The sequence below is a fragment of the Aquimarina sp. AD10 genome (genome assembly GCF_003443715.1).
Lineage (GTDB): Bacteria > Bacteroidota > Bacteroidia > Flavobacteriales > Flavobacteriaceae > Aquimarina > Aquimarina aggregata.
Genome location: NZ_CP031965.1, coordinates 3557331 through 3582116 on the forward strand (window position 1 = coordinate 3557331; position 24786 = coordinate 3582116).

Annotated in this window: 27 protein-coding genes; 4 read left to right on the plus strand and 23 right to left on the minus strand. The window is 32.6% G+C overall.

Annotation, left to right across the window (positions count from 1 at the left end; translation table 11 throughout):
- Position 1: 1 nt before the first annotated feature.
- From D1816_RS14740 to D1816_RS14795, 13 genes are all read right to left on the minus strand, one after another.
- Positions 2-424: a GPW/gp25 family protein gene (locus D1816_RS14740; RefSeq protein ID WP_118506268.1), complete on the minus strand. Its 423-nt coding sequence runs from the start codon at positions 422-424 to the stop codon at positions 2-4.
- Between the two features lie 10 nt (positions 425-434).
- Complete coding sequence (locus D1816_RS14745; protein ID WP_066320107.1) at positions 435-725, minus strand: PAAR domain-containing protein; 291 nt, start codon at positions 723-725, stop codon at positions 435-437.
- Between the two features lie 13 nt (positions 726-738).
- The gene (vgrG, locus tag D1816_RS14750; RefSeq protein WP_066320106.1) at positions 739-2511 is read right to left on the minus strand and encodes a type VI secretion system tip protein VgrG; all 1773 of its coding nucleotides are present in this window, start codon (positions 2509-2511) and stop codon (positions 739-741) included.
- Positions 2508-3212: a hypothetical protein gene (locus tag D1816_RS14755; RefSeq protein WP_066320104.1), complete on the minus strand. Its 705-nt coding sequence runs from the start codon at positions 3210-3212 to the stop codon at positions 2508-2510. Before D1816_RS14755 ends, vgrG begins: the two co-directional genes overlap by 4 nt.
- On the minus strand, positions 3212-3376 hold the full coding sequence (locus D1816_RS25720; protein ID WP_157766230.1) for a DUF5908 family protein: 165 nt from the start codon (positions 3374-3376) through the stop codon (positions 3212-3214). Before D1816_RS25720 ends, D1816_RS14755 begins: the two co-directional genes overlap by 1 nt.
- 14 nt (positions 3377-3390) lie before the next feature.
- Positions 3391-3843 (minus strand): phage tail protein, encoded by a 453-nt coding sequence (locus D1816_RS14760; protein ID WP_066320103.1) that lies wholly within the window; start codon positions 3841-3843, stop codon positions 3391-3393.
- A gap of 29 nt (positions 3844-3872) precedes the next feature.
- On the minus strand, positions 3873-4340 hold the full coding sequence (locus D1816_RS14765) for a phage tail protein (RefSeq protein WP_066320102.1): 468 nt from the start codon (positions 4338-4340) through the stop codon (positions 3873-3875).
- A 38-nt stretch (positions 4341-4378) separates the two neighbouring features.
- On the minus strand, positions 4379-5389 hold the full coding sequence (locus tag D1816_RS14770) for a hypothetical protein (protein WP_066320099.1): 1011 nt from the start codon (positions 5387-5389) through the stop codon (positions 4379-4381).
- Between the two features lie 33 nt (positions 5390-5422).
- Positions 5423-6334 (minus strand): hypothetical protein, encoded by a 912-nt coding sequence (locus tag D1816_RS14775; RefSeq protein WP_118503808.1) that lies wholly within the window; start codon positions 6332-6334, stop codon positions 5423-5425.
- 27 nt (positions 6335-6361) lie between these two features.
- On the minus strand, positions 6362-7765 hold the full coding sequence (locus D1816_RS14780; RefSeq protein ID WP_066320095.1) for a phage tail sheath C-terminal domain-containing protein: 1404 nt from the start codon (positions 7763-7765) through the stop codon (positions 6362-6364).
- A 26-nt stretch (positions 7766-7791) separates the two neighbouring features.
- Positions 7792-9126, minus strand: coding sequence for a hypothetical protein (locus D1816_RS14785; protein ID WP_118503810.1), 1335 nt, complete (start codon positions 9124-9126; stop codon positions 7792-7794).
- 1 nt (position 9127) lies between these two features.
- Positions 9128-9757: a DUF4255 domain-containing protein gene (locus D1816_RS14790; RefSeq protein ID WP_066320090.1), complete on the minus strand. Its 630-nt coding sequence runs from the start codon at positions 9755-9757 to the stop codon at positions 9128-9130.
- A gap of 216 nt (positions 9758-9973) precedes the next feature.
- The gene (locus tag D1816_RS14795; protein ID WP_118503812.1) at positions 9974-10663 is read right to left on the minus strand and encodes a response regulator transcription factor; all 690 of its coding nucleotides are present in this window, start codon (positions 10661-10663) and stop codon (positions 9974-9976) included.
- A gap of 837 nt (positions 10664-11500) precedes the next feature.
- On the opposite strand from D1816_RS14795, the gene D1816_RS25725 reads away from it, so the two are divergent.
- The gene (locus D1816_RS25725; protein ID WP_157766229.1) at positions 11501-11659 is read left to right on the plus strand and encodes a hypothetical protein; all 159 of its coding nucleotides are present in this window, start codon (positions 11501-11503) and stop codon (positions 11657-11659) included.
- Between the two features lie 40 nt (positions 11660-11699).
- On the opposite strand, the gene D1816_RS14800 is transcribed toward D1816_RS25725, so the two are convergent.
- From D1816_RS14800 to D1816_RS14830, 10 genes are all read right to left on the minus strand, one after another.
- Positions 11700-12590 (minus strand): thiopeptide-type bacteriocin biosynthesis protein, encoded by an 891-nt coding sequence (locus D1816_RS14800; protein ID WP_158597826.1) that lies wholly within the window; start codon positions 12588-12590, stop codon positions 11700-11702.
- The gene (locus D1816_RS14805; protein ID WP_118503816.1) at positions 12583-14829 is read right to left on the minus strand and encodes a lantibiotic dehydratase family protein; all 2247 of its coding nucleotides are present in this window, start codon (positions 14827-14829) and stop codon (positions 12583-12585) included. Before D1816_RS14805 ends, D1816_RS14800 begins: the two co-directional genes overlap by 8 nt.
- A 164-nt stretch (positions 14830-14993) precedes the next feature.
- Positions 14994-15185, minus strand: coding sequence for a hypothetical protein (locus D1816_RS14810; protein ID WP_066320078.1), 192 nt, complete (start codon positions 15183-15185; stop codon positions 14994-14996).
- Positions 15186-15213: 28 nt separating this feature from the next.
- Positions 15214-15366 (minus strand): hypothetical protein, encoded by a 153-nt coding sequence (locus tag D1816_RS25730; RefSeq protein ID WP_158597827.1) that lies wholly within the window; start codon positions 15364-15366, stop codon positions 15214-15216.
- Between the two features lie 346 nt (positions 15367-15712).
- Positions 15713-15880 carry a hypothetical protein gene (locus D1816_RS25735; RefSeq protein ID WP_157766227.1) on the minus strand — a complete coding sequence of 56 codons (168 nt, stop codon included), beginning with the start codon at positions 15878-15880 and terminating at the stop codon, positions 15713-15715.
- 145 nt (positions 15881-16025) lie between these two features.
- Positions 16026-17726: a helix-turn-helix domain-containing protein gene (locus D1816_RS14815; RefSeq protein WP_158597828.1), complete on the minus strand. Its 1701-nt coding sequence runs from the start codon at positions 17724-17726 to the stop codon at positions 16026-16028.
- Between the two features lie 119 nt (positions 17727-17845).
- Positions 17846-18013 carry a hypothetical protein gene (locus D1816_RS14820; RefSeq protein ID WP_157766225.1) on the minus strand — a complete coding sequence of 56 codons (168 nt, stop codon included), beginning with the start codon at positions 18011-18013 and terminating at the stop codon, positions 17846-17848.
- 44 nt (positions 18014-18057) lie between these two features.
- Positions 18058-18231: a hypothetical protein gene (locus D1816_RS25740; protein ID WP_158597829.1), complete on the minus strand. Its 174-nt coding sequence runs from the start codon at positions 18229-18231 to the stop codon at positions 18058-18060.
- A gap of 44 nt (positions 18232-18275) precedes the next feature.
- The gene (locus D1816_RS14825) at positions 18276-18455 is read right to left on the minus strand and encodes a class I lanthipeptide (RefSeq protein WP_066320072.1); all 180 of its coding nucleotides are present in this window, start codon (positions 18453-18455) and stop codon (positions 18276-18278) included.
- Positions 18456-18601: 146 nt separating this feature from the next.
- The gene (locus tag D1816_RS14830; protein ID WP_118503822.1) at positions 18602-20236 is read right to left on the minus strand and encodes a helix-turn-helix domain-containing protein; all 1635 of its coding nucleotides are present in this window, start codon (positions 20234-20236) and stop codon (positions 18602-18604) included.
- Positions 20237-20458: 222 nt separating this feature from the next.
- Between D1816_RS14830 and D1816_RS14835 the strand changes: the two genes are divergently transcribed.
- The 3 genes from D1816_RS14835 to D1816_RS25745 all read left to right on the plus strand — a co-directional run bounded on the left by D1816_RS14835 (position 20459) and on the right by D1816_RS25745 (position 24674).
- The gene (locus D1816_RS14835; RefSeq protein WP_118503824.1) at positions 20459-20974 is read left to right on the plus strand and encodes an FKBP-type peptidyl-prolyl cis-trans isomerase; all 516 of its coding nucleotides are present in this window, start codon (positions 20459-20461) and stop codon (positions 20972-20974) included.
- A 43-nt stretch (positions 20975-21017) separates the two neighbouring features.
- On the plus strand, positions 21018-22400 hold the full coding sequence (locus tag D1816_RS14840) for a hypothetical protein (protein ID WP_118503826.1): 1383 nt from the start codon (positions 21018-21020) through the stop codon (positions 22398-22400).
- A 219-nt stretch (positions 22401-22619) separates the two neighbouring features.
- Complete coding sequence (locus tag D1816_RS25745; protein ID WP_158597830.1) at positions 22620-24674, plus strand: SMP-30/gluconolactonase/LRE family protein; 2055 nt, start codon at positions 22620-22622, stop codon at positions 24672-24674.
- The last annotated feature ends 112 nt before the right edge of the window (positions 24675-24786 follow it).

Consider the following 24786-nt stretch of genomic DNA (forward strand, 5'->3'; position numbering starts at 1 on the left):
TTTATATCCCTTGATCTGCTTCTCTTAAATAAAAATCATACACAAAATTGTATCGAGTATTTGTACCTTCGATCTCATAGTGTACAGTAATCTTTAATAGTCCTTCGATTAATTCCTCAGCATCTGCCTCTGTTATGTCTATTCTGTCTAATTTTATTCTAGGTTCATAATACAGTATAGCTCTCTCGACCAAGTCTTTTAGAAAACCAATAAGAGAATTATCCATACTCTCAAATTGATAATCTTTAAGGTTACAGCCATAATCAGCTTGCATTACTCGTTCTCCAAGGCTTGTAGAAAGCAGTATTTCTAAACTTTGATTAATATCTTCTTCTGCACTAACCATAGTAATCGTTTCGCTTTCCTTATCAAAATTTGGAGGAAATGACCACCCAGTACCTAAATATGCTTTATTTGTATTCATTTTTTTCTTTTTATCCTCCAATCATTACCGTTGGAAAGCCTTGAACAATTACTCCTGTATGTGCTGTGGTATCACCCATTCTTGCTGCAGGCTTACCTCCAATAAAAACGGTTCCTGATCCTTTAACTATAGTATCTGGTGGTCCTACGCAAACGCACATATCACCTACTACTGCAGCAGGTTGCCCCCCAATTAATACGGTAGGCACTGATGGTCCGGTGATAGGTCCGCCAACATGAGGTACTGGACCTGTAGATAATGGACATGTATGCATATCTGCGATTCTTGCTGCTGGTGGCATTGTGTATGTTTTATTAGTTTATGTTTACTAAAGACCCTTTTATCTCGGTTATCCCATCAGCTGAAACTGATGTAGTTGCTCCTTTTACTTCCATACTGGCACTTGCTTTTGCCGATATTTGAGTTGCTTCTAAAGTCATATTCATTCCCGCTTTGATATCAATATTTCCAGAAGCTTCAATTTTTATATCTCCCGGACTATTAATTTCAATACCATCAGGATTCAATTTCGCAAAATTGTCATTCTGATCGGTAATCGTAATTGAAGTAGTATCTTCATCTAATATGATACTATTTCCTGCAGGAGTATCTATGGTAATTGTTTTGGTATCATCATGAAAATGCAATCGCATTCCTGACCGTGTTACTATTCCTTTTTCGTGATTTACATCTTGTGCTTCTATCGGTGCAGGCTTTGCACTACTATTTAGCATTCCTAAGACAATAGCTTCGCGTGGATCGTCATTTAAAAACCCAACGATAACCTCATCTTCTATTTCTGGTAAAAAAAATGAACCTCTATTTTCACCAGCATCTAGGGTTGCTATTCTTGCCCATACTCCTCTGGCAGAGTTATCAATAATTGGTAATCTTACTAAGATTCTATTTTCACCTTCTGGATCATTTTCTAATTGAACCACTTTACCTATTTGGAGACCATTAATTGCTGGCACTAAACCTGCTGCTGGTATATCAGCTATCGCTTTATGAATATGTGCATAACAATCGGGGTCTAATCCAAATTGTGCATGTGTATACCACGAACCTTTATACACTTCATGTCGTATTGCAGAAACATATGCATTACCGGTAAATCTTGTACCTAGTCCTTGCAGTTCGATCATTTGCCCTGGTTTAATTTCTCCAAAGCCTACAAATTTTGCTCTTCCCCGAATTTTTGACAATCTACTTCTTTGTAATGTAGCTTTAGTCCACTCTGTTAACTCTTCTTCTAATACTTGCCCAGTATGTCTAAGTTCGTATTGATCAGGGCTAATATCTGCAGCCAATTGATCCCCATTAACATTTCCTAGTTCGTTTATAGGTACACTATCTGTAACAGTTTCAAACATGGCTTGCCCACCATAATCCCAAGATTTTGCTTCTACAGATTTCCATTGATTTCTGGCATCCATTTCGGCTTCAAAATCTATTAATGTAGATCCAAATAGTACTGCTAATGCTGCATCTTCATTAGTTTCTGGTTTTTTAATTGTGATTTTACCATCATCGACCATTACTAATTTTGCATTAGCTTCTGCTCTCATCAACATAAAATCCCAATCGGTTACATGATGTTGCACCATTTCCAGATGTTTAATTCCAGTAGCTTCAATATCTTTACTTAAGCCCGAATATCTTCCTATGATTTCTTCGATAATTTCACTATCCTTTCGTTCTTCATAATAGAAGTTATGACGACCGAGAGTCATTTTTACAGATTCATCTCTGCAATCTAGGACCAATCTGGTATCACCACTTTCAAGTGCTTTTATAGCATGCTTAATAATGATTCCTTTAAACAATTGAACATTTTCTCCATCTCTACCAACTTTTACCACTATTGATTTACCAGGAATAAAATCTTCTTCTTCACTTATTTTAAAAGTTTCTGAAGAAGCGTCTCCATCCTTAATAACAATTTTAGCCGTAGGTATTCTATTAATCTCTTTTGAAATAGAAATAGACAATATTTGATATCCAGGATCTACAACGTTTCCATCTACGAGTATATCAAAGGTGGATACGTTATATGATACATCAATTGGTATTTCTCTATCTTTCATGAGCTTGTTTTATCTAATGGTGGAAAAACTAATTCTGTACCAGGAGCAATCTTTCTAAAAGAAGTTAAACCATTTGCCTTCGCGATCTGAGTGACATATTTAACATTATTATAAATATCAAATGTCATATTATCTAGTCTATCACCTCCTTTAACTTGTCGCACATGAGTAAGATCAGGAGATTTTTTTCCTTCTCTGGCAACTCGTTCTCTTTGGGCGACATAGTTTAAAAAACTAGCACTTACTTTAACACGTAAAGGATCTCCATTAGGTTGAAATAACGTATAATTTAAATCCAGATTTGTAAGGATACAAGGAAACATAAATTCACCCCATTGCACTTGTAAAAAATGCGGACGATGTATTTCTCCGTTCATATTGTAAACGGCATCCATAAAAAGCTTAAGCTGATCTTTTACAGATTTCTTGTTATTATTATACTTATACCCTTGGATAGTGTCTGTACCATCAAAAATAAAGTCCAACTTTAATTCTTCTGGTGCTGTTGCTTTAAAATCAGAATCTGTACCTTGATTACCTTGACCTTGTTGTTGATTTAATTCTACTTTAAAATTACGAGTAAAACTCTCTGGGTTCACAGGCAAAGAGATCGGATTAGGAGATATCTTTGAAGGTATTTGAAAATCTTGATCATCAAAGACATGAATCAATACTTTTATTAAATGACCGTTACCTTCCATTATCGTTCTGATTTTTCTTTGATGATCTCAAAAATCTTATCTGCGATCTCATTAATTTGTGATTCTTCTATACCTCCTCCAGCTGCGTTATTTGCAGATCCGGTCGTACTGGTAGTATTATTTACCGTAGTCTTAATGATCAACTCTCTAATTTCTATGGGCATAGTTTCATGATTTTTTAGCTTACAGATACTAGGTTATAGTAGTTGTAATTAAGTTCTAAGGTTTCGATTAACACTTCTCCTTTTTCTGCATTAAGCTCTCCTACTTTCCAGCTTACGGGCCAGACATGAGCAAGTTGCCATTGCATTAGTACTGTTTGATTTTCATTCAGTAATTCTACATTGACTGTGCTAATAGGGGCGATGTTCATATTTTGAAAAGCATCCTGACACCAAGATGTTAACCCCGACTCTTTAGGGCTTATAATTCCTCTTTTTAAGGTCAAGGTTGTATACTTTCTTCTACCCGGAAGACTGTGTTCAAATCTATTTTCTCCTCCTTCTTTCAAAGATTCTTTTTCGATTTGAACATCCAGACCTGCTACAGATTGAAACTGTACATCTACATCTTTACCTTTAGGTAAGTTTAGAAAAGACACTCTAAAATAAAAACCAACTATTTGGTGCATCGCTACTTATTCTGCTGTTATTATTCTTATTACTTAGCTTCCAGAATTGTTAATCCTTCATGCACTAATTCCATTGTTTCAATAGCAACTTCATTAGCATCTGCTTTTAAATCTGTAGATTGTACTTTGCTTGGCCAAGCATTCTCTAAGATCCAAGTGATAATCGGTTCATGATTTTCGTTTAACAGTTTAATAGTAACTGGTCGTCTAAATAAAGAACCTGTATCATTTCCTTCTTGAAACAAGTATGTCTTTTGCCACTCTGTAAAAAAGTCAAAATCGCCTTGAAATGTTCCTCTTTTTAGAGTTACATTACTATATTTAGTAAGACCAGGTTGTTTTGATTTATTATACTTTTTACTGCTTCCTTCTCTGTATTCTATAACTTCAGTTTCGAAATCCAATCCACTTACTTCAGTAAATCCGATTCTAAAACCATCACCCCATTCTACTTGGAAATGAAACTTTGGAATTGGGTAATCGCCTATTGCTGCCATATTATTATTATTTAGTAATTATACTTTTTAGTTTAAAATTATTTTCCGCTTTCAGCAGCTTCGGCAGCTGTGATTGCTTCGATAAGACTTGTTTTGTGCGATAAATATTTATCACTCTTTTTCTTGCTTTTAATCCACTCTTCTTCTAAATGATCTGTCTTATCCATTGCTACTCCTAAATTTTGCTCTAGTTGCTTATAATAATCACTTTCACTAATTGGGAATCTTGGCATTGGCTTAACAAGCCAGTCGTTACATGGATATGCATAATGATGATGGTGATCATGGTCGTGATCATGATGTGGTTTCTTTTTACGACCTTTTTTCTTTTTATCATCATCGTCATCGTCATCTCCTTCTTCCTGGATTTTTCTTGAGCTATTCCCCTCGAATCCTCCTTGCCCCCATGATGTACCACAGAAAACATCTAGCATATCCTCTAATTTATCCTCTAATCCGCCATGCGCGCATATTGAAGATGATAAAAGATTAGCACACTTAAAGGTCTCTAAAAGCTTTTTTAACACCGCATCTTGCATATCACATACAAGAGTGATTTTTTGCTCATATACCAAGATACAAGCAAGAACTTCTGCTTTATCTTCGTCACTTGCATTCTTAAGACATTCTACTGCCTTTTTAAAATTGATGATTTGTTCTTTTAAGCCTTCATTAGAATCTTTGTAGGTAAAAAAGCAATCAAAAATTGATTTCACCAATCCTAATAATTTCTCTATCGCTTCAGTTGTTACTTCTGAATTATCACATACGATTTTGGCTTGTTCTAAAAAGAAGTTTAATTCTTTTACAATAATATCGGCCTTATCATCGGTATCTTTTATAAGTTCGTTCCAGTTGATAAGTCTTTTCTCCCAGCCTAATGAATTTAAGTACTCTTCTTCATCTTTTGATGTTTCGGCACTTAATTCATTATACTTATTACTTACTTCTTCTAATTTTTCTTTCCACTTATCCAGGCATTCTCTAGCTTCTGGATCATCGCTGCCTCCGTCTACACAGCAGGCTTTGTCTTTCAAAAAATCTATCATGAGTATATTATTTTTTCTAATTATTGCTATTTACTAATCCCTGTCTATGGTTTGTCTTTTTTGAAGTCTACCTTTTTTTCTTGCATCATAATTATCATGATCTGCATCATAACAATCTCGAGTTTCTCGACATAAGTCTAAAAGGTCATCATTATATTTTCCTTTACATACATAATCGATAACATCCTCAAGACCTTGATACTTGACAGCTTCTGTCTTTTTATCACAAACAACTTGTGCTAATTCTTCTTCGATTACATTAAGTTCTTCTCTGCATACGGTTACATCTCCAGAAGTTGAAGTGATGTTTTGTTCTACCGTACTTTTAAAGGTACCCATGGCCGCTGATAATTTTGCCATAAAGTCATTAAGACTATGTGTATTGGTAAACGTTTGGATTCCTGCAATGGTAACTGAAGAATCAAAAGCATTTTGGCCTTTTTCATTAAGTTCTTTAGTCTTTTGCAAAATCTTTTGTAAATCCTCATGAACATCTGCTTTCTCACCATCTTTTGTAGATTTTCCTGTTTTTGGTAAAATCTTATTTTCAAAACAGTTAGACATTGCACATGCTGCATTATGAGCATCTTCGATTTTGAGTCTCATTTCATTTAATAATTTCGAAGACTCTTTAATCAGTTTTTCTATCTCATCATCCTTTTTAGTATACTCGTTTACATTTTTTTGGATGATTTCGGTTTTTTTGCTGCTCCCTATAGTAACACAACTCATGATATCTTCATATACCCCTTGAGATTCTTGTGCTTTATCTAAACCACACACTTTATACCTGCGCGCTGCTTTTTTAGACCTTCTAAGTATCTCATTAGCAACATACAAGCTTGCTGCAGTCTTTTTATCATTTTTAATGACTTTCAGACTTTCACAAATTACCGTATCGGCATTTCGCGAAGTGTTACTGTCATTATTATTCTTGCTAGCCATATTTAATATTTTTACAGTTTATTAATTTTACTCGGATAACATTTTATGGCTAAACCTTAAAATGATAAACTCAGCTGGTCTTACTACTGCCATTCCTATTTCTACGATCATTCTACCTTCTAAAATATCTACTTCGTCCATCGTTTCGTTAAGTCCAACTTTTACAAAAAATGCTTGCTCTGGAGTTGTTCCCATTAAGGCTCCCGCTCGCCATTGTTGTACCAAGAAATTATCAATCATTGATTTAACTCTAGACCAGGTATTAAGATCATTAGGTTCAAAAACAAATTGTACACTTGCTTTTTTAACTGACTCTTCAACCATATTAAAGAATCTTCTAACCGATACATAACGCCATTCGTTACTATTACCTGCCAAAGTTCTTCCTCCCCAAATTATTGCTGGGCCACGACCTACAAATGAGCGTATTACATTAACAGATTTACCACCTGTAGTATCTACGTTTAGGTTTTCTTGTTGCTTATCTGTAACCTTTAAAACCGGTTTGATTACAAAATCCATATTTACATTAGCTGGAGCTTTCCATACTCCTCTTGAAGAATCGACAGCTGCGTATTGTCCTACAACTGCGCCAGATGGAGACATTTCTAATGGTAAATTTCTAAGTGCATTTTGTGCTTGAAAATACAGTGCATTATCTTTAGATCTAAGTTCTGCTAAAGTTCCCGCTAATGGACCACTACTATCAATTGTAACATTTGCATCACCAGAGCCTTCTCCTCCGTAGTAGTAATCTAAGATAGTCTCTACATTAGGAAAATATGTCGCTCCGTACTTTAATATATTCTCTTCAGAACCTACTGCAGATGAACGCATAGTATCGATATGCTTTAATAAATCAGGCTCACTAGGATCTGGCCAAATATCCATTACCGTAAAACGGTCTTGTAACTCTACACACATATCTAATGACGCTTTATATAAATTATAAAAATCATCAGAACTTGTTAATCCTTGTGCATCCGGATATACGTAAAGTGTAATTTCATCAACTTTTTCTGTTGCATTTAGTCCTTCTTGAAGATCAACAAAACTTACACCTCCTGTAGAATAATCTCCAACAGAAACTATCCAACATGGTCCACCACCATTAGCAAAAAACATTTGCAATGCATAGTACATTTTATATTTTGATGCATCTCCTATAGAAGCTTGTACTATTGGTGGAGTGGTATTTTCGTTTATTATCACAGATAATCCAGTTTCTGCAAATGGGTTACCAAAAAGACGTTCATACTCTAGTAAAGAACTAATTCTTTCGGGTTCATTTATTAGTACTTGGCCTGTTCTTTCATCTGCTGCTTTTTCTGTGTATCCTATAAAGGCAGGAATAGCCGTATCGACCTGTGCAATCGATGGCGGAAGTTTTGGAATTTCTTCTATATAAACTCCTGGTGTTTTGTAATTCATAATATCATTTTTATAAAAAGTTCCATTTAATTATTCAACAATCTGTTTGATTTATTAATAAAGATCTCAGAGAAAATTCTTTCTTTCTCTATTTTAATAGCGGGCATTCTGGGATGAGGTAATACTAGTGTTCCTCCATTTATAAAAGGCACTAAAGTCTCTGTTAACCCTTTTGGGTTTTCGGAAACTAGTTTCTTAGGGTCAATAATGGGATCTGGTTTTAGAAATGCAGAAGTTGCATCTACATCATCTTCACTAAAACCTCCTTCATTATTGTATCTCCAATATGTTTTTCGATTTTTAAACCTTACCTCATATACAGGATGGGATATTTTTTGGTCAGCAGCATCAATTCTGGTTTTAAGAAAATTTTCTGCATCCAAAAGGCTATAAGGTTCTTCTTTTTCATCAAATCGTATGTCGATTATGGCTAAGTGATTTCTATTATAAAGCACATCATTTAGATAAAGTTGATATGTGATCTCAGGAAATACATTGGTCTTTACCTTTAGCATATACATTCCTGCAGGAATAGCATCAGAATCTGGATCATTATCATCTACCTTTGTAAAATCTAAACGAATTGTTTCTAATACTTCAGTTCCAACTTTTGATATTGTTTTAATCACGGTATTACTCTCATTTTCAAGTACAAAATCTACTTCGGTAACATTTTGAGAGCTTTTAAATTTATAAGCAAAAACATGAGGGAGTAATACTCTGTCTGCATCATTAACAAATCGCTTCTCGGCAACGTCATCCCAATGATTTGGATCTGTACCGTCTGTATATTGTCTTGCCTCTCTAATCGTTCCTGCAAAATCCAAAACGGCTCCCATTTCATAGGTTTTTCCTTCTTGCGGACTACTAGTTTTGTTAGAAATTGGTAATGCTATATGAGTAGGGTCTATAGGATCTTCGAATTTATCTTTTCCTTTATTAGTTAAATAATATATTGATGGTAATGGCGGGCGAAGACTTATGTTTGTAATACTAGTAAACAAAGGGACTGTAGGCTTAATCGAAAACGTTAAGTTTACGTCTGTCCCGATCTCAAAGCGCGGCTTATATAATGTCTCACCAGCTCTATTCTCTACCTTAACTTCTGTTCCTATAAAAAAACCTAATGCAGTTTTAGCTATTTTTAACTTATACTCACTCATTCTCTTGATTGTATCACCAACAGGTTCTATCGAAAATAAATCTTGTACATCATATATCTTATTAGTGAGTTTTTTTGATATTTCATCATCCTTCTCTATTTCTGTCTTGTCAAAAAAAGAAGAACCATCGACAGAAGTGAGAAAATAATCATGTAGTACTCTGACCTCAAACAATCGTTTAAAAATTATAGTGCTCATCTTAGTTTATTTGAGATTCTCGATTTTCTATTTCTTCTATCACTGGCGCCACTATACTAGTTTTCTCATCTATTTTAACTAGTCTTATTTTATACATGGCAAAAGGTACTTGCTTGCCTCCTAGTGAGCCCCATAAGTGATTTATTTGCTCAAATGTTAAGGTGTATAGTTCTACATTAAGGCGCACCTCATCCTTATCTTCTTGTGAAATATTAGTATCGCTAGCTATTGATGAAAACGGTGAGTTCTTAATGGTAAAGCTTTTCTTTGCTTGAAAAAATTGAATTACCAATGACAGCCGTTGTAATGCTAATTCGTAGGCATCTGTTTCTTGACCTAAGGTAGCTGAAATAAGAATGTAAAGATTTAAAAAAACCGGAGGTTCGACATATTTTACTCCATTGAGTGTTCTCAAGATGTGACTTCCATTTTTTAAGGTACTTTCTTCTTCTGTATTAACCAGAGTTATAACAATCTTATTGCTAAGTTCACCCTGAGACTCTCCTTCCATCAATGATATATTGTGTAGGATAATGTCTTTATTTTCAATAGTAGTATCGTCAGGTCTTTTATTGGAAATGACGTACGTGCTTAATTCATCCCTTAATAGTTTTAAGGCAGATCCTATCATAATTACTACGATTTCAATTTGTAATGAGGGGTAAAAATCTACTACTAGAACACCTAGATAAACTATCAGGTATTTTTTCGGTGTATTGCTAATATTTTAGCAATGGGGTAATACAGTTACAATATTTAAAATATTCTTGTGAAAATCAATCCCCAAAAATGGGGATTTTAACAACTTCTGATCTTATACTATTCCAATGTGCATAAGGAAGTTATCTTATAACTCTATAATTTTGGAAGCTTTTTTAATGAGATGAGCTGTATTTTTTACTTCAAATTTCTCAATCAAATGCTTACGATGAGACACCGCAGTGTGATTACTAATAAAAAGTTTATCTGCTATTTGTTTTGAAGAAAAACCATCGGCAATAAGTTTTAAAACTTGCTCTTCTCTAGACGATATATATGTTTCTGTCCTCTTTGATAAAACACATTTTTTATCTACTTTTTTAAAATTAAGACAGCGTTCTATTTTTTCTTTTTCTGATACGTCAAAATAATAATTTAAAGCTAATGTTTCTCCTTCTATAGTAAACAATAGAATTTCGTGTTTCATACATATTCTTTCTTTAAAAAAGTTTGTAATATGATACTTGAGAGATAGCAATTGTTGATCTTTTGCACTTGAAAAAAAATCAACTATTTTGTTTTTAATTCGCGATGATTCATTTGAATCAATTATTGAAAACCAAAAATCCCATCCTTTTTGTAATAGTGCTGTAGAATGTTTTCCTATTTTTTGTTGTAACATCTTATTACAATAAACAAAATTGTTTTTTTCGACATTACAAATACTTATCATTAAATTTCTTGACTGGTCACATGTTTTAAAGATTTCAGAAAATTTTGAAATAAAACTGGGGTCATTTAGAGAAATTGGGTGAGTGCTTTTGATTTTTGTGTTCATTAGGTAGTGGTTGTTTTTAAGAGTAAAAGATGATTGAATAAGCATGATAAAATTCAAGAAATATTTTTTGAATTACAAGTACTTAACAGGGGGGAATACACCCTTTTTTTAGGGTCTTCTTCCTTACCTAACTATTTATTTTCAAAGATCAATACTATTAACCTATTGTAAACAAACACTTTATCACTTATTCTTTTTAAAAGACTTAAACGTATGGTAATAATTACTTAAAAAAATCCTAAAAAATTTAAAGGGTACATTACAAAAAATTAAAACATCAAATTATTGAAAAGATGAATTATAAATAGTACAAAATCCATTTACACATTTTTATAATACTATGATAAAAATGGCATAAAAGGATCCCCATTACTTAAAATGGGGATCCTTTGCAACAACATTGGTGCAGCGTTTTGGGATAAAAAAAATTCATTACTTTGATTATACCACTAAAGAATTTACACCAATTATTCCTTTAGGGTTGGTTATCTTATTATACTTATAAAATTCACTTGTTTACTACGTAAACGACATCATAGTTTACTAAAAGTGCTATTATCTAAAAAAGCAAGTACACTATCGTTTTGTTCTTTTAAACAAATAAATTTATAAAAACTGTTGTAAAAAACGTTGAGGTATAGTTTTTAACGTTAAGGGGTAAACGTCATTTATTTTTAATCGTATTATAAATGATGCTACGTAAATATACGATTTATTTTTATTTTTTAAAATTTGTTTTTTTTCATATTGATCCCTGTTATAATTAAGAAAACAAGTACATACAGCATCAACAAAAATTCTTTTATCTTAGAGAAGAATTATTTAAACTTATATGAGATGAAGAATCTAAAAAACCATCAATTATATAGAACTACATTATCCAGCATAAAAGGAGGAAGTTTCACGGCAACTGATGATCTTGCAAAATGGAGAAAAAATATTGAAGACGGAATTATTGATCGTAGATCTAGTTCTGCGAGCACTAGAAAATCTTAACTAATACACCAGAAATAATGTTATTTCTGGTGTATTAAAATTATGATTTGGCGGTGTTCTTAAATTTTCGAATACCCCAAGCAACTTTATACGTTCTATATAAAAGATCATAAATAACCATTTCATGTAAACGATTTTTTGACCTGAACAATCTATTCATTAACATATGAATATAACTACCCATTATATCATCTAATCTTTCTTTACTTACTATTGGCAAAATAGTCTTTACTATTGGTTTAGTAGCTAAACTTTTTTCTTGTAGCACATCAATAATAGGTACGTAATCAGGATTCATTTCTTTCTCAAAGACCAAAAAATCATTTATTTTATCTTTTTCTTCTCTAAATTTTTTGTCTAGTTGTTTTTTAAGTGCTTTGTTCATGCCAAATTCTGCTCCAAAACCCAATTTAAGTCTCTCTAAAAGTGCTAATTTTCTATCGTCATCATACTCAAAATCATCAAGAAGCATGTCAATTGCACGAACTCCAAAAAGCCAACGCAATTCTTCTCCCTCATCCCCATCAATCATATCCAAGAAATCTACGATCATTTTACTCTCATAAAAAAACAATTTTTCTGATTGCACCATCGTCTTATGACCATAACGTTCGAGTTCTCTTTGATAGGTGTCTATCTGGATTTTCCAGATCATTTCTTCATTAATAAATTCATTAAGTTTTGTATACAAACGATTGATTACTTTACCTACGTTTTCTAGATCTTTAAAATGAAATCGTACTCGTATATGATGTTTTGGATCTGAATACCTTATAAAAAACCATTGATCAATAATGTTATTACTTAGTAACCATTCTGCCTCTGGCTTTATAATTTCGGTCAATACCAAATCTGAGGTTTTGGGGCCTGTATATATTTTATAGTAGAGCCATTCACTACCTAAAATAAAAGATCCTTGTACTTTATCCATGGTTTTGTGGTGCTGTATTTTTAATTTTTTGTTCATTATAAAATGACAAAACGATTTGGTTTGTATACCCTTTATTACCCTCTTTTACGATACTATTTTCAGAATGTAAAAACTCTTTAAGTATAAAACCTCTTCTCTTTTTAACCGTTGCCAGTAACATTTTAATCGAAGTTGTATTTTCTGTGTTGATCAATAACTCGTTATCTCCATCTACCAAAAGAACAAATTGCGGGATCTTTTGTTCTGTCTTAAATTGATTAAAATGCGTTACTAATTGTGTTTCATCACTCATACTTTTTAGCATTTTATCGATCGTTTTAATTGTGATGTTCCAAGTTGCACTAGATATAATTACACCTGAATATTCTACTCTAGGTAAAAATTCATATTCATCAGCCAAAGGCCCCCAATTAAAACCTACTCCGCCTCTTAAATTTTGAGTTTGCATATTTGCCAAGAACTGATAAATTGGTAATGCGTTATTAGAATAGTTATGTGCGTTTGCCAGATACGGAATCACTTCCTTATTATATTTTTTTGATCTTAATCGTATAGGACCATTTGGTCGTGTGGAGAGCATTAGATCGTCCAGAGTAATTTGTTTTTCGGATGTCAGAATAGATTTAGCCAAATACGGAATCTCATATTCTCTAAAAGATGGGCGCATTAAAATATTACCTACTCTAGATTCTGGTAAGTGTACAATTTCTGCCAAGATTTTATCTGGATTCATTGTTGTTTCTGTGGCAATAATCTCTCTCGTATATGCATCAAGTTTTGGATCTCCATGACAAAAGCGCCCTAATAAATTTGCTGCACTTGAGCCCCCTACATTTGACATTACTATTTTTTGTTCTTCATCAGTTTCAATAATTTCAACCATTGCAGAAATAGTATCTGGTAAATCATCCCATTTATTTTCGAAATCTTTAAAATCATCATCTTGTATATACAAGATTGTCTCCTGGTTTTGCAAACATTTGATTAGTTTTTTCTGAAGAATGGCATGTATAGGTGACCATTTTATGTCTCTTGATGTTACTCCTGTATTTCTATTCGGCAATATTAAATCATCTACCAATTTACTAATATCACCAGAATCATTACCCTGTAAAAACCCTATTCCTAATTCAACATCCATTGCTTTTGACAAAGGCACTTCGCGATCTTCATAACGCTCATAAAAAGCTGATTTAAATTGTGTAATTAATGTTTCTTTTGACTGCGGTGTAATTTTATTAAACAAAGACATTGCTTTTCTTACTTTTCGTAAAACATCTTTATCTAATGTGTTAGTTTTTGGGGTCAGCACCATATCGGTCTGAAACATATATTTTAACTCATACCCAGTTCCTAATGTTTTTAAGGATTCGCCTATTTTCATATAAGCCTCGGCAACATTTCCTATTCCTTGATCTATAGCATGAATAGCTTTTTGTGTCTCTTCTAATGCTGTAACAAAATGATCTGCATTCTTTAATTTTTTTAAAACTGGCAATAACTGATCCAGGAACTCTGGTCCAGAAACCGAGGGCTCTAATTCACTTATTAATAATTGACTTTCTACTAATTGGTCAATAAAACCATTAGCTTCTTCTAATGTAATTTCGTCATCAACTAATAGTTCTCCTAAGTCACAAAGTAATGCTCCTTGGCTTGCTTTTGTAAGTACTTTTGACAAATACTCAGAATCTTCGACAGCAACAATATGATGAGTTCTTCGGCTATTAACATAAGTATATTCTACATAACGTAATTGGTGTCCCGCTTTGTAAATACTAGTATTGGGGTAGAACAACAATTGATCCTTGATTGTTTTATCCTTAACAATATCCTGAGATAACGCCACCAGATAATTCATATCTAATCGCGTATGGCGTTCGTTTTTTGTTTTTTCCTGAAGCTCTATAGCAGTCCTTTCAGAAAACTCTCCTACTGCTGTTCCTGCAAATAAACCAAACGGCGTACATCTGGCAGACATTCTGCTTACATATTTTAATACAGAATACATCATACGTTCTGATGCTGCTTTATCTTTAAGGTCTCCTTTAAGCCATTTTTCGAACTCTGTATATAAAGAAGGTGATGCTAGAAAAATTGCCTCTTTAATCACGGCATCATTACAAACTTTTTGTAATGCTTCTTCAGACAATGTTTTGTCCTGCGTTAGACTTTTATAAAAAGAAAAAGAGAATAAAGGTGCTCTTAAAACGTATTTAGAGAAGTTTTTATATGACATGTATGATGAAACCGCTTAGATGATTCTATTACTAAATATTCTTGATATCTAATATCGCAAGATAGGAAATTATACAAAGTGAGATTAAGGTTATCAAAGCTAATATTTACAAATAAAAAAAGCCCTGTAAAAACAGGGCTTGTACAACATTTAATGTTATCATATTATAAAGGAACACAAGTTCCAGAATGCGTATGAGGATTTCTAGAGCATGCCCAATCATACTCTCCTGTAACAATAAAACAGTCTCTTCGTGTTCTACAACCAATCGGAAATTGTATACCACCGTTAATTGTTTCTTGTTGTTTCTTGTTCAATTGTTGAACATCTTTTAGGTTTAAAATTTTTGAAAACATATGGATTTGATTTTAAATTAGAAAAGTATTAAAACATATGGCACCCAATACCACCTAAGTGTCTTGGTACACTATTACACATTATAGCAGTAGGCCCTGTGCCACCACCTTTTACAGCATTAGCTTCTAATTGCGAAATTGTAACCTTTTTAAGTTCTAGTTTTTTTATTGTTTTTTTCATGATAAAAATTTAGATACAATACCTACTCTATTTATGGTTTTCGGTTTCCCCAAAATCAAAAGACAACCAGCAATCTGAATTCGATTATTATTTCCATCAGTCCAGCCAAGCGGAGTCGAGACCTAATGGTTTGATTAAAAATCACCTCTCGACTCCGCTTGAGGCGACAGAAACAAACAAATCAATACCAATAATCAATAGATTAATAATCGAACACATTTAGCCATCTTCTGACTCTAATGTATTGCAATATTGTATCGCACAAAAACAACATATCCGCATATTATTGAATATGCGGATATGAAAAAATCCTTAATAAGCTTTATTAAAAAAACAGGTTGCTTTTCTAAAAAATATTCTGAGTTGGAACGCAAACGCAAATACTGTTATGGGTATCTGTATCATCGGTTGTTACATTACAATCTCCTCCTTGTATTTGTAGTAGCATTGTATTATTAATCCTTGCTATAGTTAGTTTTCTTAAGTCTATTCCCTTTTTTTGTTTCTTTTTCATAATGAAGATAATTTGCAGAGTCTTTGTTATTAAAAACAATTGACCTCGAAGTTAATTTTATTGAAAAAAGATACTTGTAACATTAGTAACATCATAATTAGCGCACCTCATATTCATAAAATTGAGGTGCTTTTATACTTGATTATTAGGATACCATCGTTTTTTCTAACTTTTCAATTTCTTTGATATAAAATGATGGATTAAGTCCTGTTTTGGCTTTAAAATGTTTTGTAAAAGAATTATCACTTTTATACCCTATTTCTGATGCTATAGAGGTGATCGAGAATGATCTAAATTTTTTATCGGTTTGTAATCGCTGTAGTACATATTCGATTCTTAAATCATTAATATATTCATTAAAACTCTTTTCCTTATGAATATTGATAATTTTAGATAGATAGGTCGTATTAATTTTTACCCTTTTTGCCATAGCTCCCAAGGTACAATCTGTATGTAAAAAGTATTCTTTCTCTTCTAATCGATCTAATCCTTTTAAAATAAGGGCTACTTTTTCATCATCAATAACAACTTCTTTGGCTTTTTTATCTGTTATAACTTCAGCTGTTGTTGTATTTACTTTCTGGATTAGATCATCAAAACGTAATTTGTTTTTTTTATATTTTAAGTAATAATACCCAACAATACTAAGTAGCACTATAAAGATTACAGCAAACATTAAGATCATATAATTTCTGGATTGCTTTTCTTTATGTTGCGCATCGGTAAGAACAGCTATCTCCTCTCCTAACTTATCCGTATTCTTTTTATATATTTTAGTAACCGTTTGGTCTTTGGCCTCAACAAATTTATCTCTTAATCGTGTATGTTTATCAATCCAAAACGCAAACTTTTGGTCGTTACCACTTGCCTTATAGCTATCTGCTAATAAACGATACGTATCTAATGTTCTTACATTTCTAGGATCTTTATCATCTAACTTGCTTAGGTTATCTTCTAGTAGTGTGATGGCTTTTGTATATTCCTTTTGTTTGGCATAACAATTTGCTAAAAAATAATTAAGATTAACCACAGATTTTTTATCTGTAATGGTATTGGTTTTTAAAAGTGACGCTGCCTGCTCCAGGTACTTAAAAGCAGTTGCAATATCATTTTGATAAAAGGATGCCGCTCCTTTTTTAGTATACAAATCAATAACCCCAATAAGGTGTTTAATACTGTTACCTATAGCAATACCTTTATCTGCATATAGTATTACAGAATCATACTTCTTTTGATCCAGATATACCTCGCTAATAATGGTATATAGATTAACATGATTTTTTTTGTTTTTGTACCCAGAATTTTCAACCAGTTTTAGGTTATGTTTAGCTATTACAAGTGCTTTATCTAGTTGTTTTGTTCTTTTTAAAATAATCGTAATCCCAGAATTTGCAATAATCTCATGCTTACGGCTTTTCTTTTGTTTTGCTATCGCTAAAATGGTATCATACACGTCTAGTGCTTTTTGATTTTTCCAATCTTTTAGGTATGCCTCGGCCTTTTTTGTATAAATAGCATACAAAAACTGATCATAGGTGGCAGCTTTTGCTGCTTTGGCTGCATGACCATAATAATAGGCACCACGTTCATAATTTTCTAGGGTAGTAAAATGGCGTCCCAGATAATAATATGTATTGGTTTTAGCACTATCCTGATCCTTAAGATTAGATAACACCCGCTCGTAGATTTTAGCTTCTTGAGGGTTATTTTTTTTAATATAACTACCTAGCACGTTTGATGGCATAACAGCGATACTATCAGGAATGATAAGTCGTTTTTCTTGAGTATACCCTACTACCGTATAAATACTACAGCAGATAAAAAAAAGCCTTTTAAAAAAAATCATAGATCTTGTGATAAACAACAAATCAAAAATAGGAGTTTTCTTTTTAAGAGCATTTTGATAAAATAAACACATAAAAAAACCTGCATGATGATGCAGGTTTAGTACTATACTATTTTACCTTAATATATATGAACACAAGCCCCATTAACACGGCGTGCTGTTCCTCTTTCATTATTTAGACTAGGAGGAACACTACTCCCTCCTTTAAGCAATAGCAATGTCTCTGGATTAATTCTTGCAACCGTTAGTTTTTTTAACTGTAAAGTATTTGATTTATGTGTTTTCATAGCGTTTGTAATTATGATGTTACTCTGTTTATGTACTTTTAAAGTTAACGCGCCTGTAGATGACACATGCCTCCTCGCCTTCTTATAGTTCCCAAATCATCAGGGCTAGTAGTAGGAGGATAACTACTCCCCCCTTTAAGCAATTGTAATGCATCTGAGTTGATTCTTGCAACGGTTAATTTTTTTAAATACAAAGTATTTGACTTATAAGTTTTCATAGGATTTATAATTATGATGTTACTCTGTAGAGTTTTTTTTTAACTTAACGAACTATCTGGTGGCAAGCAAAACCATTTACACCAGGACGATGAGATCCACCACAATTTCCATTTACTGAAGGAGCAACACTGGTTCCACCCTTAAGCCTTTGTAAGGCTTCTGGATTAATTCTTGCAACTGTTAGTTTTTGTAAACGTAAAGCATTTGATTTGTGTGTTTTCATAACATTAGTATTTAGAATTTATTTCTTATGGCTTTTAAAATTGCCTTTATTAAGACAGTAATGTATTGATTTTTTATAACTTCAAAAAAAAACACCATAAATCATATCAAGACAAGCTTTCTCGTACTATCAAAATTGATACTATTTTAAACTAACTGATCCCTAGTATGTTCTTGTTTTGCTATTTTTTTGATATAATAGGATGGGTTAAGTCCTGTTCTTGTTTTAAAGTGTTTGGCAAAAGAGTAATCACTTTTATACCCAATCTCGGTCGCAATCGATTTGATAGAAAATGCTCTAAATTTTTTATCGTTCTTTAATCGTTTTAAGGCATAATCAATACGTAACTCGTTAAGATAGTCGTTAAAATTTTTCTTTTTATGTAGATTAATAATTTTAGATAAATAGGTCGCATTGGTTTTTACTTTTTTGGCTATGGTACGCAAATTACAATCAGACCGTAAAAAAAACTCTTGTCGCTCTAATCGATCTAAACCCTTAAGAATTTCATTAACCGTATCTTCATCAATTACAACCTCTTTAGCAATCTCTTTGGTCGTTTCTTTAACTGTAACAACTTCTTTTTCTTTTGTTTCTAAAGCAGTGATCTGTTGCAATAACTCATTAAAAATACGTTGATTTGATCTTTGCTTTCGCTTATACAACACTACCAAAATAACGAGACACCCTAACAGCAAACCTGCAATACCATAGGCATATGTTGTTCTTGTTTTGTCCTTATTTCTTTGAGATTGTAATACTTTAATGCCATCTTCTAACTGTTGTGCTTCTTTTTCATAAATTTTATTAACAGTTTGATCCTTCCGCTTTTGATAAGCTTCATTTAGACTTGAATACTTAGCATGCCAATAGGTAGATTGTTCAAAATCTTTTTTAGCTGCATAACAGTTGGCTAGTAACAGATGGGATTGTCGTACGGGTAGTTTTAGCAAATCATTTTTATCTGAGGCTTTTATGGTTAGTAACAATCTATTAATCGCTTTATCATATAGCTGTTGTTGATAATAACAACTAGCTACAAAATAGTTACTATTTACTGTGGGATAAAATCTATTGTTGATATTATTATTTTGTAAAATCTTTTCTGCTTTATATAAATAGTCTAAGGACTGCTCATAATCTTCTTGATAATAGAACACAACTCCCTTTTTAATATAGAGATCTATCAGACCTTCTTTATGGTTTAAGATTTTACTCATAGCTATCCCTTGATCGGCATAATATACAACAGAATCATATCGCTCTGTATCCAAATAAACTTCAACATTAGTTGTTATTATATCTACATGAATCTTAGTATCTTTAAAAGAAGTTTGATCAATTGATTGTAATGTTTTTCTAGAAACCTTAAGTGCTTTATCAAATTGATTTGTTTTTTTATATACCAATACCAAACCAGAATTTGCAATCGCTTCTTGATCCAAATCTCCTATTTTTTGAGCAATAGCTAAACTCGTATAATAAGCATCTAGAGCTTTCTGATTTTGATCATTCATCATATAGGCATGACCTTTTAAGGTAGACGTCAGGCATAAAGATTTTTCTTCTCCTAGTTTTTTGAAAATTTCTTCTGCATTTTTATAATACGCTACACTTTCTTTGTAGTTTTCTTTACGGTAATAAGACCTTCCCTTTTCAAAAAATTCTTGAGCGGTATCTATTTCACTTTTTTGAGCAGTTATACTGTGAACTCCTACTCCTAATAGTATACAGTAGCTTATACTAAAAAAAAACAAAAATCGTGTTCTAGAAAAAATCATATATACCAGTATGTAGTCACTCAAAAATAAGGATTCCTTTTAAAATGAGGGTATCCCTAAAAATGTTGATTAAAAAATACTCTTATTTGACACCAACTTTGTTCAATAAAACTTTAATTAAGTTATTATTAAAAAACTTTCAGTTTCAAAAAATGAAACTGGAAATATTTAGTATTGCAAAACAAAAGCAACCAACAAATCATAAACACAAAAAACTAAATCATGATTAAAAAAGCAGTATTTGTATGTTCTTTACTAGCAATCCTATTTTCTTGTAATTCTGATGATACTCCAGAACCAGAACCCGTAAACTATGAGTATACACAAGAGGAAAAAGATGCAGAAATTGCGTGGATCGAATCCTATATTCGAGAAAATGAAATAGAAGGTATGATAAAAACCGAATCTGGGTTATTTTATCGTATTGATCAAAAAGGTGATGGATTGACTCCCAGAATAGATGATTCGGTAATATTTCATTTTGAAACAACTAATCCCCAAACTGAAGAGGTTTTGAGTATCTCTAATAGAGAAGACAACCCTTATGGGCAACCTGGAGATATGCGAAGTTTTTTAAAAGGAGTACAAGAAGGTTTTTTGTTAATTAATGAAGGCTCTATAATTACTATGATTGTACCTTCATATTTGGCTTATGGAAAATTTGGTTATTTTTATGATATACCACCAGAAACTATTCTGATGTTTAAGATGGAGCTTAATATTGTATTGCGACTTTAAATTTTAGATTATATCAAAGAAAATTTTATCTTAAGCATACTATATGGCACATCCAAAAATTACACAAACCACAACATTTACAGATCAGTTTACAGAAATCTTAAAACTATCTCCCAGTCAAATTCTCGAAATTGATGAGCTAGATTATTATACGCTTAGGGACAATATGTTTTCTATCAACCCTGATTATGATGAAAACATAGTGAAAAGAAAATACTTTAAAGCACTGTTAACACTTTTAAACGATACGCAAATCGCTACATTGCGTGAAGAAAGAAAAGCCTGGAAAGCAAAATCTAAACGTAGTGAACAGGATTTTGGTTTGGATTTGGATTATATGTATAACAAGTTTGAATCGTTAAAATTATCACCAAAAAAATATAAAGAATTTGTAGATACATATGGTCAGACACACAAAACGCTTATCCAACAGCGACAGAGCGAAACATATGACAGAAAGGAACCTATACCCAACTATCAAGACGAATTCTTAACCCTTGCTAATCAGATGCTTAACACTTTGCTAAATCAAGAACAATTGGCACAATTTAATGCTATCGAAGCAAAAGAAAAGCAAGAGCTTTTGGATATGACGATACAACAGGTTCAAAGCAGATATAATAATCTAAAACTAAATAAAAAGCAGGCTCATGCTATATTTAACTATGAAGAAGAGGAATTTACGCGTGCTCCTGTTGATGGAGGCTACTATAGCGAGTTTGAAAAACTAGCGCTCGAAGAGCAATTTATGGCGTCGATTCTGGATAAAGCCCAGTTAGATAATTATCAACAGTATATGCAGCAAAAAAATGAAGATATTATAGCATCGATTATCGATAGTAATCAACGTGAAACTCCCAAAATAGAGAGGTTAAAAAACCATAAACAATATGTTATAAATCATTTTTTACCGGCACTATGCAGGTGGCGTAGTGACATAGAAATTCTATTACCAGAAAACGTAAAAGAAGATATTGTTATATTAAGGCAAGAATATTTTGAAGAAAATATTAAAACATACATCGAACATAAAGCAGAAGGAATTCGAAATTATAAAGACTTGTATCCAAACTACTTTTTAAAACTAGAGCTAGAACTGCAACTTAGAATTCTAATCCCGAATGGTTTTTACATTCAAAAAGACATAAGTAATTTCATTTCAAAATTAACACCACAGGTAATAGAAAAAACATCAAATATCTCAGAAGAACTTAAAGCCGCACGGGAGCAATTTAATCAATTTCAGGTCGAAAATTATGAAAATACCGGCGGCACCTATGGTGGTTGGGTGTATAATATACGATCTAATGATCAAAAACATTTGGATGCTGCTACAGTCTCTAGCTTACTTCTTATACCTAATCCAAACGAAAATATCGCACTTATGGATTTTGGAACTCGTAAAATAAAGACAAAAGATCACTAATCCATAACACCTGATATGATCCAACATTCGCTAAACTACTTTTCAATTATTATAATTTATAGTATGATATAAGGCTTAAAGTTTCTGGATAAAGTCTTTTTAACCTATTTCATAAAGTTATAAGACATATATGATATACAATAAGTTATATGTTCTATTTATGATCTTGTTACAGGATCATTAAGGTTATATATTACAAGCACACAAAATAATATTCTTATGACCTATAACCTAACGTACAAAGTAGTTCTCTTTTTTTTATTGACTACTACATTAACCCTTACGGCACAAGCGCCTATAAAACTTAGTTCTGATCAATTTAAATTTACAGAGGGTCCCGTTTGGGACGGAACAAACACAATTTATTTTACCGATATACCTAATAGTAAAGTAATTTCTTATGCATTAAACTCAGGAACTTTTTCTGCAGCCTTTGGCAACACTAATAGAGGTAATGGTCTTATGTTCTCTAAAGATTATGATTTATTAATTTGCGAAGGAGCAGCAGGCAAAATCAATAAAAGATCAGTCGATGGAACTATACTTGAAACTTTAGCGGCGACATATCAAAACAAACGATTTAATAATCCTAATGATTTATGCGTAGATAAACATGGAGGTATTTATTTTACCGATCCTACTTGGGGCACACAATATCAATCATCTAACAATTTATACTATCGCAATAAAAATGGGGTGATTACACAGTTAGATTCGTTCGGAAACGATAAACCTAATGGAGTCATAATTTCACCTAACGGAAAATATCTATATCTTAATAATTCCTGGAGTACCACGATCTATCGATACGATATCAATCAAGAAACAGGGATAGTAAGTAATCGAATGGATTTTGCTACTATCATAGATCCTGATGGATTAGATATCACGGGAGCCGACGGTATGGCTGTAGATACAAAAGGTAATTTATATGTTACTGCAAAATTTACAGTACAGGTATTTGATACTAATGGAAAACCAAGTACTACAATAAATTTTCCTGAAAAAACCACGAACTGTACCTTTGGAGGAAAAAACAAGGACATTCTTTTTGTAACCGCGGGTAAAAATCTATATAAAGTAGAGATGCCTGGCGTAACAGGGTTTCAGCACCCATTTGATCTGTTAGCAATGGATACCACTGTTCCACCAATAGGTAAAGTAATAACATTTCGCAAAGGAGGAGGAGATAAAAAATTTATAACTACGCAAAACAGCAATAACAATCAGTTGGTCGCTGAAACTTCTACGAGCAATACCCGCGCAGAAAGATTTTTGGTAGAAGTACATCCAAAAGGAGGAGTCGCATTAAAATCAATGCTCAATAATAAATATATTCGGGTCTTCAACAAAAATACAGATATCCCAATAAGAGCTGCAGCTACGGATAAAGGAGGTTGGACTCAATTTACCTGGCAAAGTAAGGGTAATGGTAAAGTTGCTTTAAAAAGCGTACACGCCAATAAATGGATACAAGCAATCTGGACTACTGATAATGCAGTATTATTTCCTAAAGGAGAACGTGCTTCTGACTGGGAAACATTTTCCTGGGAAATAGTAGCTAATATAGATCCTGCACCAGATACAACAGATGCACCGATAGGAAAAACAATATCGCTTCGTAAAACAAACGGAGATAAAAAATACGTAACTGCAGAACAAACGGCCAATAGCAAACAATTAATCGCAAGAGCAATTGCAGTTCAGGGTTGGGAGAAATTTAGTATCGAAACACATCCTGATGGAGGAATTGCTTTAAAAGCATTATCCAATACTAACTATGTGCAAGTTCAAGGCATAAATGTTAACGCAGCAGCGGCAAAAAAAGATAAGCTTACGCAATTTATATGGAAAAATAAAGGAAATGGTAAAGTTGCTTTAAAAAGTGTATCTGCAAACAAATGGATACAAGCATCTTGGTCATCAGACAATGCAGTTCTTTTTGCAAAAGGAATAGAGGATAAAGGTTGGGAAACTTTTGATTGGAAAATAGAAAACACTCAAAAAACAAAAGCAATCGGCACAACAGATCAAAGTTTAAACGCACACCCTAACCCATTAACAGAAAATACATTAAACATAGATCTTCCTATTAAAGAAACAACAAAACTCATCCTATACGATACTACTGGTAAAGTAATTTTTAACGAAAAGGTTATGGGTGGTACTACTATTGCACGTAATTGTGATGAACTAGGTATTAAAAGCAGTGGGCTATATACTTTAAAAATAACATCAAAATCAACAACAAAAACTATTAAGATACTTCGATAAAAAATAGTGCACTAATGAGTCGTAGTAAAAGACAAACAGTTACTTTTAAAAGCCATATTACAAATTTTGTAGTGTGGCTTTTTTAGAGAACATATATGATCTAAAAGAATGA